Origin of the sequence: Corticimicrobacter populi, from assembly GCF_003123725.1 — a bacterium.
In the GTDB taxonomy this organism is placed as follows: Bacteria; Pseudomonadota; Gammaproteobacteria; order Burkholderiales; family Burkholderiaceae_B; genus Corticimicrobacter; species Corticimicrobacter populi.
In genome coordinates this window covers 153,762-168,909 of the sequence record NZ_QETA01000007.1, presented here as the reverse complement: position 1 = coordinate 168,909, position 15,148 = coordinate 153,762, and the positions used below count along the sequence as shown (strand labels likewise).

The 15,148-nt window shown below is 61.4% G+C and carries 15 protein-coding genes; 10 read left to right on the top strand and 5 right to left on the bottom strand.

All coding sequences use genetic code 11. The features are described from left to right. Positions 1–73 precede the first annotated feature (73 nt). Positions 74–628: a dual specificity protein phosphatase family protein gene (locus DD235_RS14975; RefSeq protein WP_109062893.1), complete on the top strand. Its 555-nt coding sequence runs from the start codon at positions 74–76 to the stop codon at positions 626–628. Between the two features lie 220 nt (positions 629–848). Here DD235_RS14975 and DD235_RS14970 read toward each other — a convergent pair whose 3' ends face one another. Beyond that, complete coding sequence (locus DD235_RS14970; RefSeq protein ID WP_109062892.1) at positions 849–1,778, bottom strand: LysR family transcriptional regulator; 930 nt, start codon at positions 1,776–1,778, stop codon at positions 849–851. Positions 1,779–2,002: 224 nt separating this feature from the next. On the opposite strand from DD235_RS14970, the gene DD235_RS14965 reads away from it, so the two are divergent. From DD235_RS14965 to DD235_RS14940, 6 genes are read left to right on the top strand one after another with little or no spacing between them, the layout of a single operon-like run. Next, on the top strand, positions 2,003–3,223 hold the full coding sequence (locus DD235_RS14965; RefSeq protein WP_239990177.1) for an aminotransferase class V-fold PLP-dependent enzyme: 1,221 nt from the start codon (positions 2,003–2,005) through the stop codon (positions 3,221–3,223). Positions 3,224–3,275: 52 nt separating this feature from the next. Continuing rightward, positions 3,276–4,829, top strand: coding sequence for an ABC transporter substrate-binding protein (locus tag DD235_RS14960; protein ID WP_109062890.1), 1,554 nt, complete (start codon positions 3,276–3,278; stop codon positions 4,827–4,829). A 15-nt stretch (positions 4,830–4,844) separates the two neighbouring features. After that, positions 4,845–5,798, top strand: a complete 954-nt coding sequence (locus tag DD235_RS14955; RefSeq protein WP_109062889.1) for an ABC transporter permease — start codon at positions 4,845–4,847, stop codon at positions 5,796–5,798. Then, entirely contained in the window at positions 5,798–6,637 is an 840-nt protein-coding gene (locus tag DD235_RS14950) for an ABC transporter permease (RefSeq protein ID WP_239990176.1), read from the top strand. The genes DD235_RS14955 and DD235_RS14950 overlap by 1 nt, the downstream gene beginning before the upstream one ends. Further along, entirely contained in the window at positions 6,634–7,476 is an 843-nt protein-coding gene (locus tag DD235_RS14945) for an ABC transporter ATP-binding protein (RefSeq protein WP_109062888.1), read from the top strand. The genes DD235_RS14950 and DD235_RS14945 overlap by 4 nt, the downstream gene beginning before the upstream one ends. Continuing rightward, positions 7,473–8,309 carry an ABC transporter ATP-binding protein gene (locus tag DD235_RS14940; protein WP_109062887.1) on the top strand — a complete coding sequence of 279 codons (837 nt, stop codon included), beginning with the start codon at positions 7,473–7,475 and terminating at the stop codon, positions 8,307–8,309. The genes DD235_RS14945 and DD235_RS14940 overlap by 4 nt, the downstream gene beginning before the upstream one ends. Before the next feature lie 18 nt (positions 8,310–8,327). On the opposite strand, the gene DD235_RS14935 is transcribed toward DD235_RS14940, so the two are convergent. From DD235_RS14935 to DD235_RS14925, 3 genes are read right to left on the bottom strand one after another with little or no spacing between them, the layout of a single operon-like run. Continuing rightward, entirely contained in the window at positions 8,328–9,116 is a 789-nt protein-coding gene (locus tag DD235_RS14935; protein WP_162300513.1) for an enoyl-CoA hydratase, read from the bottom strand. A 10-nt stretch (positions 9,117–9,126) separates the two neighbouring features. Then, the gene (locus DD235_RS14930) at positions 9,127–10,314 is read right to left on the bottom strand and encodes a CaiB/BaiF CoA transferase family protein (RefSeq protein ID WP_109062886.1); all 1,188 of its coding nucleotides are present in this window, start codon (positions 10,312–10,314) and stop codon (positions 9,127–9,129) included. An 11-nt stretch (positions 10,315–10,325) separates the two neighbouring features. Continuing rightward, positions 10,326–11,123 (bottom strand): MetQ/NlpA family ABC transporter substrate-binding protein, encoded by a 798-nt coding sequence (locus DD235_RS14925; RefSeq protein WP_109062885.1) that lies wholly within the window; start codon positions 11,121–11,123, stop codon positions 10,326–10,328. Positions 11,124–11,432: 309 nt separating this feature from the next. Between DD235_RS14925 and DD235_RS14920 the strand changes: the two genes are divergently transcribed. Next, entirely contained in the window at positions 11,433–12,281 is an 849-nt protein-coding gene (locus DD235_RS14920) for a methionine ABC transporter ATP-binding protein (RefSeq protein WP_109062884.1), read from the top strand. A gap of 48 nt (positions 12,282–12,329) precedes the next feature. Continuing rightward, positions 12,330–12,995, top strand: a complete 666-nt coding sequence (locus DD235_RS14915) for a methionine ABC transporter permease (protein WP_420810475.1) — start codon at positions 12,330–12,332, stop codon at positions 12,993–12,995. 28 nt (positions 12,996–13,023) lie between these two features. Here the strand turns inward: DD235_RS14915 and DD235_RS14910 are convergent, their stop codons facing one another. Continuing rightward, positions 13,024–13,950, bottom strand: coding sequence for a LysR substrate-binding domain-containing protein (locus DD235_RS14910; RefSeq protein WP_109062883.1), 927 nt, complete (start codon positions 13,948–13,950; stop codon positions 13,024–13,026). A gap of 153 nt (positions 13,951–14,103) precedes the next feature. Here DD235_RS14910 and DD235_RS14905 point away from each other — a divergent pair, with 153 nt between their 5' ends. Next, positions 14,104–15,132, top strand: coding sequence for an ABC transporter substrate-binding protein (locus DD235_RS14905; protein WP_109062882.1), 1,029 nt, complete (start codon positions 14,104–14,106; stop codon positions 15,130–15,132). Positions 15,133–15,148 lie beyond the last annotated feature (16 nt).

Here is a 15,148-nt window from a genome sequence, read left to right as displayed (position 1 = left end):
TGTTTTCGACCTGTCCGCAGAGACGGGGGAAAGACCGATAGGGCCTTAACCTTGTTTAACCGGATGCAGGATCATGATGTTCAAGCTGTTGAAGCAGCTCGCCCTTGGCGGGACAGGTTTGCTGGTTGTGGTGGCAGTGCATGCCGGCATCAACCAGATGACGGGCAATTTCCATGAGGTGATCGACGGACAGCTCTATCGTTCCGCACAGCCGGATGGCGATGATCTCAGGGAATATGTCGAGGAGCACGGCATCCGCACGGTCCTGAACCTGCGCGACGAGGATCGTGGTCCGTGGTACCAGGAGGAAAGCCAGACAGCGGAAGCCCTGGGCGTCAGACTGGTCAATTACCCGTTTAGCTCTGGCAAGGGACTGAGCGTGGAGGAGGCAGAAGAGCTGGCTCTGCTGATGGAAACATTGCCCAAGCCATTGCTGATCCATTGCGAGCATGGCGCAAATCGCACTGGACTGGCTGCCGCCATTTACGTCGATGCCGTCGCCAAGGGTTCAGATCTGGCTGCTTTCTGGCAACTGAGTCCCTACTATGGCCATGTTCCCATCAAAGGTATCGGCCGCTATGCCATTTTTGAGTCGTATCTGGATTTTCAGCGGCTCAGCGACCTGTAAAACCGGATTAGTCTGGCCTGATTTCCCCGCCGTGATCGCAAACCTTGATACGGCTGCCACCGATCTGTGCGACCGTTTCCACGACGGTTTGGGCAAAGGCCTGGGCCAGCGCCGACGGGGCACAGCCCTGGCAGCAAAAAGCCATAGCGCAAGTGCAGTGCGGGCTCGAAATTTGAGTCGTATCTGGATTTTCAGCGGCTCAGCGACCTGTAAAACCGGATTAGTCTGGCCTGATTTCCCCGCCGTGATCGCAAACCTTGATACGGCTGCCACCGATCTGTGCGACCGTTTCCACGACGGTTTGGGCAAAGGCCTGGGCCAGCGCCGACGGGGCAAACAGCCCTGGCAGCAAAAAGCCATAGCGCAAGTGCAGTGCGGGCTCGAAATCCAGCAGCACCAGTCCGGGTACCCTGGAGGCCAGTACCGGATCTGACAGGGTCAGACCCATGCCCAGCGAGGCCATCATGCAGGCAGATTCTCCGGTCGATGTTTCTGCCACAATCTGGAGCTCGATCCCCTGGCGGGCGCAGAGCTCATCGGTAAACTGTCGCAGCAAAGTCGAGGTGCGCAGTGCAATGAAGGGCTGGCCCCGCAGGTCTTCGGGTCGCAGGACCTTCCTGTCGGCCAGCGGATGGCTTGGCGGCATGGCCACGACGACCCTGGCTTCGGCAAACGGCTGTGTGCGCAGGCCCGGAAAGTCCAGTGGCAGGGCGGCCATGCCGAAGTCGAATTTTTGCCCCGACATCCAGAGTCCGACATCCACTCGCGAGCGGACTTCCAGCGAGACCCGGGCGCTTGGATACTGCTTGGAGAAGGCATGGATGGCATTGGGCATGATGCCATGGGCGAAATAGGGCTGGGTGACAATGTGCAGCCAGGCCTCATGGTGCGACCGAATGGACTTGGCGACGCGGGAGATATCCTGCAAGCCATCCAGGATATGGCGGGTTCCTTCGTAGAAGCGCAGGCATTCACGGGTGGGCAGCAGCCCCCGGCCCTGGCGCACGAACAATGGAAAACCGACTTCGTCCTCCAATGCGGCCAGCAGACGACTGATCTGGGGCTGGGTGCGGTTCAGCATTTGTGCGCCGTCGGTGACGCTGCCTGTCTCTAGCACTGCCTTCAGTGCCTGGAGTCGTTTCAGACTCATAGGGGTTTTCCCTTATTTTGTGGATAAAAAGCAGTTTAACTGGGGGTGCTGCAATCCTGTGATGCGTGCCATATGCGGCGATACGACAGAGTATGACGGAATTATGCCGAATGCGCATTCACTCATGCGAATAAGGAAATTGACGTAAGGTTTGATACCCCTCTAGCATGGGTACATTGGATGCGTTGCAGAAGCGTCCCATTAAAATATCAAGGCAGCTTCTCGTGTCTAGCACCATTTATACCTTCCCGACCAAGCAGGTGACGCCAGGCCTGTTCGCGCAAGATGCCGAGGGCATCGAAGCGCTGTCCTGGGATACGGTCGGCCAGTATTTCCCGATCCGGTGCGAACGTGCCTACATGAACAATGCCTCGATCGGTGCCCTGAGCACGCCGGTGATCGATGCTGTTGACCGGTTCATGCATGATGTGCGCGACCATGGTCGCAACAATTATCCGCATTGGTGCAAGTATGCCGACGATGTCATCAAGGCCCGCATTGCTCGCCTGATCGGTGCCCGGCGCGAAGAGATCGCCTTCGTCAAGAATACGACCGAAGGCCTGGTCAATGTCGCCAATGGCTTTCCGTGGCGCGAGGGTGATAACGTCATTCTGGCGGATATCGAATACCCCTCCAATGTCTATTGCTGGATGAAGCTGGCCGCGCGTGGCGTGTCGGTACGTTGGGTCAAGAATCGCCAGGGGCGTATCCTTGTGGATGATATCCGTGCCCAGATGGATGAGCGGACCCGCATGGTGTCGCTCAGCGCGGTGCAGTTCTCCAATGGTTTTCGCCTGGATGTGGCGGCGGTTGCGGCATTGTGCGCCGAGCGTGGTGCCTATCTGAATCTGGATGCCATCCAGTGGGCAGGTGCACTGGCGATGGATGTCGAGGCGCTGGGTGTGCACTTCCTGTCGGTGGGTGGTCACAAGTGGATGCTGGCACCGATAGGCACGGGTTTCTTCTATTGCCGCCGTGATGTACTGGAACTGCTGGACCCGCCGAGCGTGGGCTATCATTCCGTCACCAGCCCTGATGAAGACCACATGGATTACGTGCTGGAATATCGCAAGGATGCTGGTCGCTTCGAAGAGGCGCTGGCAAACTTCACCGGGCTGTGGGGACTCGATACGGCAGTCCGTATTCAGTTGGCCCTGGGTTCGCAGCGGATCGAACAGCACATCATGAACCTGACCGGGCATGCCGTCGAGGCGCTCCTGCAGAAAGGTTATGTGGTCGTCAGTCCGCAGGGTGCCGAAGAACGCTCGGGCAATCTGTCTTTCCGGCACCCAGGGGGTGTCGATGTGTATGCCATTGCGGCACAGTTGCGCGAAGAAGGGGTAGACGTTGCAGTACGGGGCGGCAATCTGCGGATGTCGGCGACGTATTTCAATGATCTGGCCGATGTGGATCGGATGATAGCCGCATTGCCTGGTGCCGCGTAACGGCATGGGCAGTGTGGTGAGCGCAGGATTCGACTCGAAAAGGGGAAAAACGATGGGTCTGCAGATCTGGAAGCGACTCGGGGCGGCAGCAGGCATGAGTGTCCTGCTGGGCAGCATCTCCGTTCCCACTTTGGCCGATGAGGCTGTCAAGCGCGGTGGTACGTTGCGCTACGGCACGGTATCCGAGGTTGCATCACTGGATCCACATGTAGCAGGAGGCAGTGCCTGGCGTGCCTTGGTGGGGGTGCTCTACAGCCCTCTGGTGACCTACGACAAGAACGGCGATATCGTGCCTGCCCTGGCTGCCAACTGGGAGCAGCCCGATCCGCAGACGCTGGTGTTTCACCTGCGTGAGGATGCCCGTTTTCAGGATGGCTCTCCGGTGACAGCTGATGATGTCCGGTTTTCGCTGGAGCGTATTGTCGACCCGGCCACCGGTGCCACGCTGCGGGCCAATCTGCAGGGGGCACGTATCGAAACGCCCGACGCTCGCACGATCCGTATCAGCAAGGATAGCCCCGACGTGACGCTGTTGTCCGTACTGGCGCTGACAGAGGCGGCTATCGTACCCAAGCAGTGGGTGCAGGGCGGTGCCAACCTCAAGGTGGAGGCCAATGGCGCGGGTCCTTTCCGCCTGGCCAGTTATGAGCCGTCGGTGCGGGCCAGCCTTGAGCGCAACCCGTCTTACTATGTCGAGGACCAGCCTTATCTGGAGGGCGTCGATTTCCGCATGATCAAGAGCGATGATGCGCGCGTCAACGCACTGCGCAGCCAGTCACTCGACATGATCGATTTCGTACCATGGAAAGATATTGCCTCGCTCAGCCGTAATCCGGCATTCGAGGTGGATACTGCCGGTGGGGCGTTCATGAGTGTCTGGTTCAACGCTACGCGCAAGCCGTTCGACGATCCTCGCGTACGTCAGGCCGTGTCCTATGCTCTGGATCGTGATGCTGTCTCCAAGGCTGCGTTTTTCGGTCATGGCACGCCGATCACGGGTGCACCCACAGCATCTGATTCGCAATATTTCAATCCCGGTTTTGAAGGGACCTACAACCGGGACCTGGACAAGGCGCGGGCGCTGCTGGCCGAGGCCGGCTATCCCGATGGCCTGGACATGTTGCTGCTGGTGTTCCAGGGGCTGGGCATCTACACCACGACGGCGCAGATCCTGCAGGCCAATCTCAAGGAAGCCGGCATCAACCTGACACTTGAGCCGGTCGAGTGGGCCACACTGGTCGAACGCAAGAACCGTGGTGACTACGACGCCATGATCTACGGCGTGTCGGTCAAGTTGCCTGATCCCGATGCCTATGCCTATTACCTGGGGGCGGACTCCAGTTTCTGGGCCAAGCCGATCGGTTATCGCGATGACCAGCTTGAGCAGTTGCTGGCCCAGGGCCGTGCACAGACCGACCCCGAGCAACGCAAGCTGATCTATCGCGATGTTGAGCAGCGCGTGCTGGAAACCAGTCCGTGGGTATTCATCAACTGGCGCGAGCAGGCCCAGGGCTATGCCCGCAAGGTGCAGGGCTACCAGCAACTGGGTGGTGCCCTGAGCGAAAGCAGTCCGGCCATTTCGTTGCCGACGATCTGGATAAAGTAAAGCAGGACGCAGGCTATGCCGGCATTCATTGCCCGACGCCTGCTGGCTGCACTGGCCAGCCTGTCGCTGGCGGCATGTGTGGTGTTTTTCGCCATCCACATGCTGCCAGGCGATCCGGTGGCCATGATGTTGGGAGAACAGGCGGGCAGTGACCCGCAGACAGTTGCGCATATGCGTGCGCAACTGGGGCTGGATCAGCCTCTGGCGGTACAGTTTCGGCAGTGGGGGGCGCAGGTGTTCCGGGGGGAATTTGGAACGTCCTTGCGCACTGGCGAAGCAGTATCGTCGGAGTTGATACGCCGCATTCCGCGTAGTTTAGAGCTGATTGCGGCGGGCTTGGCCATTGCCGTGCTTCTGGGTGTGCCGCTGGGGGTGGTGGCTGCACGGAAGCGCGGCAAGGCGGCCGGCATGCTGGCCTCGGTCATTGCCGTGGCTGGTTTTTCTTCACCGGTGTTTGTGCTGGGTATCGTGCTGGTACTGATATTCAGCCTCTGGCTGCCGTGGCTGCCTTCGTCGGGCTACGTGCCGTTTGCCGACGATCCGGTGGCGCACCTGATGTGCCTGGCGCTGCCGGCACTCACGGTGGGACTGAATTTCATGGGGGTGGTCGCACGCATGATGCGCGCCAGCCTGACCGATACCATGGGCAAGGATTATGTGCGGCTGGCACGGGCCAAGGGTCTGTCGCCGGCGCGCGCGATATGGCGTCATGCCTTGCCCAATGCCATCGCGCCCGTGGTCGCCATCGTGGGCATCCGGGCAGGCAGCATGCTGGGGGGGATGGTCATTATCGAGGCATTGTTCGACTGGCCTGGCCTCAGCTCGTTGCTGGTCAGTGCGGCCTTTGCACGCGACTATCCGGTGATCCAGGGCTGTCTGCTGGCCATCTTCGCCATCTTCATCCTGATCAGCCTGGCGGTGGACCTGATCCAGGGTATGCTCGATCCCCGCATGCGGGGGAAAGGCTGATGGCGACCCTGTCGATGCGTCTGGCCGGTCATGGTCGCTCGATTGCCGTCTGGCTGGCGGCAGGCTTCCTGGGCGTGCTGGCGCTGGCGGCGTTGACCGCCCCCTGGCTGGGTCTGGCCGACCCCTATGCCATCAATGCCGCCAACCTGCTGGCTTCGCCGGACGCTGCGCATTGGCTGGGTACGGATGAACTGGGGCGGGATCTGTTGTCCAGGGTAATCTATGGGGCACGCGTTTCGCTCGGCGTGGCCACTGCGGCGGTGCTGGTGGCAGGCATTTCCGGCGTGACCATCGGCGTCTGCGCAGCGTTTGCCGGTCGTCGTCTGCAGGCAGCCATCGTGCGAATCATTGATGTGCTGGTGTCGCTGCCCGAGACGTTCGTGGCGCTGGTGGTGCTGGCCTTCATCGGTGGCAGTCTGCCGACGCTGGTCATGACGATAGGCCTGCTGTATTGTCCGCAGTTCGCACGGGTCACCTGGGGCGTGGCGCGCAGCATCCAGGCGCGTGAACATGTCCTGGCAGCCCAGTCACTGGGGGCAGGTACCGGCTGGATCATTCGCCGCGAGATCCTGCCCAACATGCATTCCATCATTGCCGTGCAGGCGTCCTTTACCTTTTCGTTCGCGATGCTGCTCGAGGCCGGCCTGAGTTTTCTCGGTCTGGGCGTACGCCCGCCCACGCCCTCATGGGGACAGATGGTGGGTACGCTCAAGGATTATCTGTTCACCAATGCATGGCCTGTCCTGGTGCCGTCGATCGCGCTGTTTCTGACGGTGCTGGCGGTCAATATCCTGGGTGACTGGTTGCAGGATACGCTCAACCCGGAGCTGCAGCGATGACGACACCACACGATGTCCTGCTCGAGGTGCGCAATCTCCAGACGGTGTTCGAGACCCGCGAAGGTGATGTGCGTGCCGTCGATGGCGTCAGCTTCACTCTGCGGCGAGGCGAAGTGGTCTGCCTGGTGGGCGAGTCGGGTTCCGGCAAGACGGTGACCGGCTTTTCCATCATGGGGCTGGTCGATGTGCCGGGACGTGTCGCAGCCGATGCGCTGTCGTTCGATGGGCTGGACCTGCTGACGCTCTCCCCGGAGGTATTCGACGGTCTGCGCGGGCGGCGGATTGCGATGATCTTCCAGGAGCCGATGTCGGCGCTCAACCCATCGATGCGGGTTGGGGAGCAGATTGCCGAGGTGATTCGCATCCATGAGCGTGGCGTGTCACAGGCGCAGGCCATGGCGCGTGCCGTGGCCTTGCTGGAGCGGGTGGGCATTCGCGAGGCGGCCCGGCGTGCCCGGGCCTGGCCACACGAGCTGTCGGGTGGCATGCGCCAGCGGGTGATGATCGCGATTGCCTGCGCATTGTCGCCGGATCTGATCATTGCCGATGAGCCGACCACGGCGCTCGATGTGACCGTACAGGCCCAGGTGCTTGAACTGCTGTTTTCCATCCAGGCCGAAACGGGATCTGCGGTGTTGTTCATTACACATGACCTGGGCGTCGTGGCTGAAATCGCGGACCGTGTGATCGTGATGCGCCAGGGGCGCATTGTCGAGGAAGGCCCGGTCGAGCAGATTTTTGCCGCGCCGCAGGCAGACTACACGCGTGCGCTGCTGGCGGCGGTCCCGAATGTGGATGCGCGCCGTGATCCGCAACGGCGTCTGGTGGGCTATTCATGAGTACCCCGATCCTGCAGGTAGACGGCCTGAGCAAGACATTCGTGACGCGGCGCACCCTGCTTGGCAGACCACGCGAGACGGTGCAGGCGGTGCGCGACGTCAGCCTGGTGGTCGAGGCCGGCACGACGCTGGCTGTCGTAGGCGAATCGGGGTCTGGCAAGAGTACCCTGGGACGTTGCATCACGGCACTGGAGCGCGCCGATGCGGGACGTGTGCAATTGGCCGGTTTCGATGTGCCGGGGCTGCATGGGCGGGATGAGATGTTGCGTTTCCGTCGCTGTGTGCAGACTATTTTCCAGGATCCGTATTCCAGCCTGAATCCGCGTCGGCGGGTGGGTGATGCGATCATGGATGGCATGGCGATCCACCGGCTGCATACGCCTCGGGAACGGCAGGATCGCATGGTGGCGCTGTTGCAGCGGGTGGGGCTGTCGCCTGACCATGCCCGGCGCTATCCACACCAGTTCTCCGGTGGGCAGCGTCAGCGGATTGCGATCGCCCGGGCGCTGGCGCTCGAACCGGCCTTCATCGTGGCCGACGAGGCCGTATCGGCGCTGGATGTGTCGATCAAGGCGCAGGTGCTGGATCTGATGGCGGATCTCCAGGCTGAGCATGGCCTGACTTACCTGTTCATTTCGCATGATCTGGGTGTGGTGCGGCATTTTGCCGATCGCGTGGCGATCATGGAGGCTGGACGGCTGGTCGAAGAGGGCCAGACCGACCAGATTTTCGAGGCACCGGCACAGGCCTATACGCAGCGCCTGATTGCTGCCGTGCCCCGTCCGGACCCGACGCGGCGGCGTTTTTGGCGCAACGCCGAGCAGGTTGAATAGACCTGGATCGATTTCGACCTACTGCCCCTTGAATGCCGGTGGGCGCTTTTCGAGAAAGGCGCTGCGGCCTTCGCGATAGTCCGCACTGTCAAAGCAGGCCTGCACGGCATGCTCGATTGCGTGTGCGGCGGCCGCATCGATGGCATGGCCCGCTGACAGTGTACGCAGCGCCAGCTTGGCGGCCCGGATGGGCAGGGGGGCGTTGCCGGCGATGGTGGCGGCGACCCGTTCGATCGCGGCATGGAATTCGCCGTCTTCGTGGAAAGCGTGGATGAAATTCAGCCGCAATGCCTCGGGGGCGTCGAAAATGCGTGCGGTGTAGAAAATATCGGCGGTATTGGCCTGCCCGATCAACTGGACCAGCCTCTGTACGCCATGCAGGCTGTAGCCTACGCCCAGGCGGGCCGCAGGCATGCGAAAACGGGCACTGCGATTGGCATAGCGCAGGTCTGCGGCACCTGCCAGGCCGAGTCCGCCGCCCATGCAGATGCCCTCGATGGCGGCAATCACGGGCCGTTCGCAGGCGGCGATGGCGTTCAGCGCCAATTGGGCGGTGTCTTCATAGCGTTGCACCTGTTCTGCCGAATCGCGCAGGTGTTCGAATTCGGAGATATCGGCACCCGAGACAAAGGCCCGGCCGCCGGCACCGCTGAGCACCACCACGCGCACCTCGGGTGCCTGGGCGATGGTCTCGAAGTGCTGTGCCAGTTGTTGCCACATCCCGAAGGTCATGGCGTTATGGCGCTCGGGATGATCGATCAGGATACGGGCGATGCCGTTTTCGATGGTCAGGGCAACCTGTGGCATGGTGTTTTCCTCAGACGATATGCCGGGCGCGCAGGGCGGTGATGCCGGCATCGTCGTAGCCCAGGCCGCGCAGGATGATCTCGGTATGTTCGCCGGGCGTGGGGGCTGTGGTGCGCAGCGTGGCCGGTGTACGGCTCAGTACCGTGGGCTGCGAGACCAATTGGCGTATCGCGCCGTCAGGGGCCGTGACGTCTGCCGCAACCTGCAGGTGCCTGACCTGCTCATCTTCGAAAACCTGTGGAATCGAATAGACCGGCCCTGCAGGGACGCCTGCTTCGTTCAGCAAGCGGGTCCAGTGCGCGACCGTGCCGGTGGCGAAGACGGTGTTGAGCGCTGCATTGAGTTGCGCACGATGTTCGACGCGCCGGGGCTCGGTGGCGTAGAGAGGGTCTTCCAGCCATTGTGGCTGCTCAAGTGCGCGGCAGAGCCGCAGCCAGTTGCCATCGCCCGAGGCCCCCAGGTTCAGGTAACCGTCCGCTGCCTCGAACAGGCCCATGGGGCTGGTCAGGGGGTGATCGTTACCGATCTGCACGGGTGTTTCACCATCGACCAGGTAGCGGGCCGCCTGGAAGTCCATCATGGCGATCATGGCATGCAGCAGCGAGGCCTGCACCCATTGGCCCTGGCCCGAGCGCTCGCGTTCGAGCAGCGCGGTCAGCACGCCCAGCGCCGCAAACAGGCCCGCGCTGGCGTCCGATACGGCCAGGCCGGCGCGCACGGGACCCTGACCGGGAAAACCGGTGACTGACATCAGTCCGCCCATGCCCTGGATGATCTGGTCAAAGCCGGGGCGCGAGGCATAGGGGCCGGTCTGGCCGAAGCCCGAGATGCTGGCCAGGATGATGCGTGGATTGACGGCTTTCAGTGTGTCGTAGTCCAGCCCCAGTCGTGTCTTGACGTCGGGTCGCCAGTTCTCGATGACGACATCGGCTTCGGCCGCCAGCTTCAGGAATATTTCCCTGCCTTCCGGCTGCTTGAGATTGAGCGTCAGCGAGTGCTTGTTGCGATGCAGGTTCTGGAAGTCGCCGCTGTCCCGGTTGGCGAACATCGCCTCGTTGGGATCGACGCCTGCAGGGGCTTCGATGCGGATCACTTCTGCGCCGAAATCGGCCAGGAAGCGGGCACAGGTGGGGCCTGCGCGTACGCGTGAAAGATCGAGGACGCGGAACGGCGCGAGAGGCGATGCGGAGATGGACATGCTGCGGTGAATCAGAAGCTGGGAATGGCGAAGCTGGCGAATTCGGTTTCGATGAAGGTACGGACCTCGTCGGACTGGTAAGCCTTGATCAGTTGCGCAACCCAGGGCTTGTCCTGGTCTTCGGTACGCACTACCAGCAGGTTGGTGTGCGGGCTGTCGCTGTCCTCGATGGCAATCGCATCACGCTTGGGCACCAGGCCTGCCTTGATGGCGAATGAGGTGTTGATCGAGGCGATATCGAGGTCGTCGAGCGAGCGCGGCAACTGGCCGGCATCGACCTGATGGAATTTGAGGTTGCGCGGGTTTTCGGCAATGTCACGCGGGATGGCGTCCAGGCCGGCACCTTCGCGCAGCTTGATGAGGCCGTACTTCTGCAGCAGGTGCAACGAGCGGCCTGCATTGGCCGGGTCGTTCTGGATGCCTACGGTGGCACCGTCGGGCAGCTCGTCCAGCGACTTGTATTTCTTCGAGTAGAAGCCCATCGGGAAGAGCACGGTATTGGCCACGCTGGTCAGCTTGTAGCCACGTGCCTGGATCTGTGCCTGGAGAAAGGGCTGGGTCTGGTAGTTGTTGGCGTCGAGGTCGCCGGCATCGAGTGCGGCATTGGGCTGGATATAGTCGCCGAACTCGATGATCTCGATGTTCAGGCCATCGCGGGCAGCCACTTGCTTGACCACTTCCATGATCTTGGCGTGCGGGCCGCTGGTCTGGCCGACGCGAATGGTGGTTTCGGCCTGAGACAGGGCAGGCACAGTCAGGGAAACGGCGAGCAGGGCACCGGAAAGGCGGGAAAGGAAGCGTGACAGCATGATGGCGGGATTACAGCGAAGGGAGAATCGGACCGGGCGTCAGTCTGTGCCGGTGTGGCAAGACAGGAGAAAGTGTGGTGCCCGGCTGCACACGATTGTAGATGTGCATATATCCGTTCTTAATAATTTTTAGGTGTTTATATATCCATAATGATTATAAGCAGATGGAAAAGTTATTTGTTTATTCCAATATAGAATGATTGGCGGGTGGCCTTATGCCGTGTCGTGCTAACTTTGCCGCCTTGCCTGCTTATCTCCTTGCGCCTGCCCTGCTGGCCGCCGTTGTTTCTCGCTGCTGTTTCATATCTCATGCATATCTCTGATGCTTCCACTGCGCCGCTCATCCGGCTCGAGGCCGTGGGCAAGCGTTTTGCCTTGCCTGATGGCCGTGTCTTCGACGCCGTCAAATCCGTGTCTCTGGACATCCACGCAGGCAAGATCTATGGCCTGATCGGCAAGAGCGGTGCCGGCAAATCGACGGTGCTGCGGCTGATCAATCTGCTTGAGCGACCGGACCAGGGGCGTGTGCTGTTCGGCGGGCGTGACCTGACCGCATTGTCCAAGCGGGATCTGCGTGAAACGCGCCAGCAGACCGGCATGATTTTCCAGCAGTTCAACCTGCTCCAGAATGCCAGTGTCTTTGACAATGTCGCCTTCCCGCTCAAGCTCCATGGCAGTCGGAGCCGGGCCGAGATCGCCGCGCGTGTGAAGGAGTGCCTGGATGTGGTCGGTCTGGCAGACAAGCTGGACAGCTTTCCCGCCCAACTCTCCGGCGGGCAGAAGCAGCGGGTCGCCATCGCGCGTGCGCTGGCACCGAATCCCAAGGTATTGCTGTGTGACGAGCCGACATCGGCGCTGGACACCGAAACCACGCGTGCCGTGTTGCAGACGCTCAGGCAGATCAACGATAGCCTGGGCGTGACGGTGGTGCTGGTCACGCATGAACTGTCGGTGGTGCAGGCATTGTGTGACCGGGTTGCCGTACTCGAGCATGGCGAGCTGGTCGAGCAATTCGACGTGGCTGACTTCCAGACGCCGCGCCTGAGCGCCCTGGGTCAGGAACTGGCCCGCGAGCAGGAGGATGCCGAAATCCTGCGCCGTCATGCAGCGGGCACGCTGGCCGAGGCAGCCGCCGCGCCGCGTGCGCAGGCAGCCTGATCGGCCCGGTTGTCTCCGGCCCCATTTTCATTTGCAGCGACGCTCAACATGCTGACTCAGAACATCATCAATATCCTGCCCGAACTCTGGACGGCCATCGGCCAGACCCTGCTCATGCTGGGCGTAGGCATGGCGGCAGCCATCATTTTTGGCGGCCCGCTCGGCATCCTGCTGTTCCTGCTCGGACCCGGACAGTCGCTGGAGAACCGGCCTGTGCATGCTGCACTGGGCTGGGTGGTCAATACGGTCCGATCGTTCCCTTTCATTATCCTGCTGGTCGCGCTGGTGCCGATCACGCGTGCCATTGCCGGCACCTCGATCGGGCCGCTGGCCGCTGCCGTACCGCTGTCGGTGGCGGCCATTCCCTACTTCGCTCGGCTGGTCGAACAGACCGTGCGCGAAGTCTCGCGCGGTGTGATCGAGGCGGCCCATGCCATGGGTGCCTCGGAGCTGCAGATCGTCTGGCGTGTGCTGCTGCTGGAGGCCCGTTCCGGGCTGATCCTGGCGCTGACCGTACAGGCAGTGAGTTTTCTGTCCTACTCGGCAGTGGCCGGCGTGGTGGGCGGTGGCGGCATCGGCGACCTGGCGATCCGCTATGGCTATTATCGCTTCGAGACCGATGTCATGATCCTGACGGTCGTGTTGCTGATCGCGATGGTGCAGGTCATCCAGATCGTCGGCAATCGGCTGGCGCACCGGCTCGACAAGCGCTGAGGCGGGCGGTGTCTCCAGACACCGTTGGCTAGTCCTCGCGGTTGACCAGTTCCGGCGGAATGCGCCGCAGCATTTCCGCCTGGACATGATCGATGAAGGGTTGCAGCAGCATCGAGGGTACCCGGTCAGGTGCCATCAGCAGCGAAAAGTTGGTCGTGATGGAAGGTTCGAACTCGATGAAGCGCAGGCCGTTTCCTTCATAGCAAGAGGCGGTCAGCGGATCGACAATCGCAACGCCGGCACCGGCCTCGACCAATTGCAGCATGGCATACGAGGTCTGGGTCTCGATATGCAGCACCCGGCTGACCCCGTAGGCGGCAAATACCGAATCGATCTTGGTGCGGGTATCCAGCAGATAGGGATGCGAGATATAGCGCTCGCCGCGCAGGTCGGTTGGCACGATCACGGTCTTGTGGGCCAGCCGGTGGGTGGCCGGCACGACGCAGACCATCTTGGTCGACATCAGCAGGCGGCCGTAGGTCGATTGCAGTTGCAGGGACAGAATCACAAAACCGATATCGCAGCGCTCCTCCTGGACCATGTCCATGACGGTGCGGGAGCTGTGCATGAGCAATAGTATCCGCGCATAGGGACGGCTTTCGATAAAGCTGGCAATGGCCTGCGGCAAAAATGTCAGGGCCAGGGCCGGTGCCGCCGCAATCTGGATGCTGCCGCGCTGCAGGCTGCGGATTTCCGCGGCGGAACTGGTGATGCGCTCGATGCCTGCCAGGGATCGCTGCACTTCCTCGTACAGCAAGGCCGCCTCGGGGGTGGGATACAGCCGGCCCTTGCGCCGGTCGAACAACTGGATACCGATGCGTTCTTCAAGATCCGCGATCAGCCGGGTCACGACCGGCTGCGAGACGTGCAGCATATTTGCTGCATTGGTCACGGTCTTGCAGAGCATGATGGCGCGGAAAGATTCCAGGTGCCGCAGCGTGATTCTCTTATCCATAGCAAAAAGACATGATTGATGGAAAAAATAGCATTATGCGGAACAGCATAAATTGCCTAACCTATAAACACAAAGGTTCCTGGCCCGGGGTGATCATATTTCAATATGACATAGGGTTTTCACTAATGAGCATTGCTTTCAAGGGGATTTGCAATGAAACGTTATCTGACTGCGGCATCCATTCTCGTGGCGTGTGCCTGGGCACCGGCACAGGCGACCGACCTGTATCTCGGTGCATCGGGCGGTACGACCGAGAAGGTCATGAAGGAAAAAGTCATCCCGCTGTTCCAGCAGAAGCACGGTGATGTCAATGTGATCTACGTGGCGGGCAACTCGACCGATACGCTGGCCAAGATGCAGGCCCAGCGCAACCGTCCCGAGTTCGACGTGGTGGTCATCGACGATGGTCCGATGATGCAGGCCCAGCAGTTTGGCCTGTGTGCCAAGCTGGAGGATGCTCCGGTCTACCAGGATCGCTACCCGCTGGCCCAGATGGGCGACAGTGCTTCGGCGCTGGGTGTGATCGCGACCGGCCTGTTCTACAACACGGAAGCCTTTGCCAAGGCCGGCTGGCCGGCACCGGACTCCTGGGAAGACCTGACCGATCCCAAGTTCAAGCAGAAGGTTGTGGTGCCGCCGATTTCCAACGGCTACGGCCTGCACACCCTGATCAAGTTCGCAGAACTGCGCGGTGGCAATCTCGAACAGATCGAGCCGGGTTTCGAGGCGATGATCAATGAGGTCGGCCCCAACGTACTGGCCTGGGAGCCGTCGCCCGGCAAGATGACCGAGCTGTTCCAGAACGGCGACGGTGTACTGGGCGTGTGGGGCAGTGGCCGGGTACAGGCGCTCAAGGACACTGGTTTCCCGGTTGAATTCGTCTATCCCAAGGAAGGTGCCATTGCCTTGTTCACGGCAGTGTGCCCGATTGCCAAGCCCAATCCCAAGCCGGAAGCCCAGGCTTTCGTCCAGCACTTGCTGAGTCCGGAAGTGCAGGCGATTCTGGCCGAAGGCGTGGCCTGGGGCCCGGTCAACAGCAAGACCGAACTGAGTCCGGAGGTGGCTGCAACGGTGCCTTATGGTCCCGAGCAGATTGCCAAGCTGCAATCGCTGGATTACTCGGTCATCAATGCCAAGCGCGGTGAGTGGACCAACCGCTGGAACCGGACCGTCGAACGCTGAGTTCCGCTTTGCCTGG

Bases quoted from the DNA above. Each gene is read 5' to 3' on its own strand.
- DD235_RS14975 (WP_109062893.1), top strand. From the start codon at position 74: ATGATGTTCAAGCTGTTGAAGCAGCTCGCCCTTGGCGGGACAGGTTTG.
- DD235_RS14970 (WP_109062892.1), bottom strand. From the start codon at position 1,778: ATGAGTCTGAAACGACTCCAGGCACTGAAGGCAGTGCTAGAGACAGGC.
- DD235_RS14960 (WP_109062890.1), top strand. From the start codon at position 3,276: ATGGGTCTGCAGATCTGGAAGCGACTCGGGGCGGCAGCAGGCATGAGT.
- DD235_RS14955 (WP_109062889.1), top strand. From the start codon at position 4,845: ATGCCGGCATTCATTGCCCGACGCCTGCTGGCTGCACTGGCCAGCCTG.
- DD235_RS14950 (WP_239990176.1), top strand. From the start codon at position 5,798: ATGGCGACCCTGTCGATGCGTCTGGCCGGTCATGGTCGCTCGATTGCC.
- DD235_RS14945 (WP_109062888.1), top strand. From the start codon at position 6,634: ATGACGACACCACACGATGTCCTGCTCGAGGTGCGCAATCTCCAGACG.
- DD235_RS14940 (WP_109062887.1), top strand. From the start codon at position 7,473: ATGAGTACCCCGATCCTGCAGGTAGACGGCCTGAGCAAGACATTCGTG.
- DD235_RS14935 (WP_162300513.1), bottom strand. From the start codon at position 9,116: ATGCCACAGGTTGCCCTGACCATCGAAAACGGCATCGCCCGTATCCTG.
- DD235_RS14930 (WP_109062886.1), bottom strand. From the start codon at position 10,314: ATGTCCATCTCCGCATCGCCTCTCGCGCCGTTCCGCGTCCTCGATCTT.
- DD235_RS14925 (WP_109062885.1), bottom strand. From the start codon at position 11,123: ATGCTGTCACGCTTCCTTTCCCGCCTTTCCGGTGCCCTGCTCGCCGTT.
- DD235_RS14920 (WP_109062884.1), top strand. From the start codon at position 11,433: ATGCATATCTCTGATGCTTCCACTGCGCCGCTCATCCGGCTCGAGGCC.
- DD235_RS14915 (WP_420810475.1), top strand. From the start codon at position 12,330: ATGCTGACTCAGAACATCATCAATATCCTGCCCGAACTCTGGACGGCC.
- DD235_RS14910 (WP_109062883.1), bottom strand. From the start codon at position 13,950: ATGGATAAGAGAATCACGCTGCGGCACCTGGAATCTTTCCGCGCCATC.
- DD235_RS14905 (WP_109062882.1), top strand. From the start codon at position 14,104: ATGAAACGTTATCTGACTGCGGCATCCATTCTCGTGGCGTGTGCCTGG.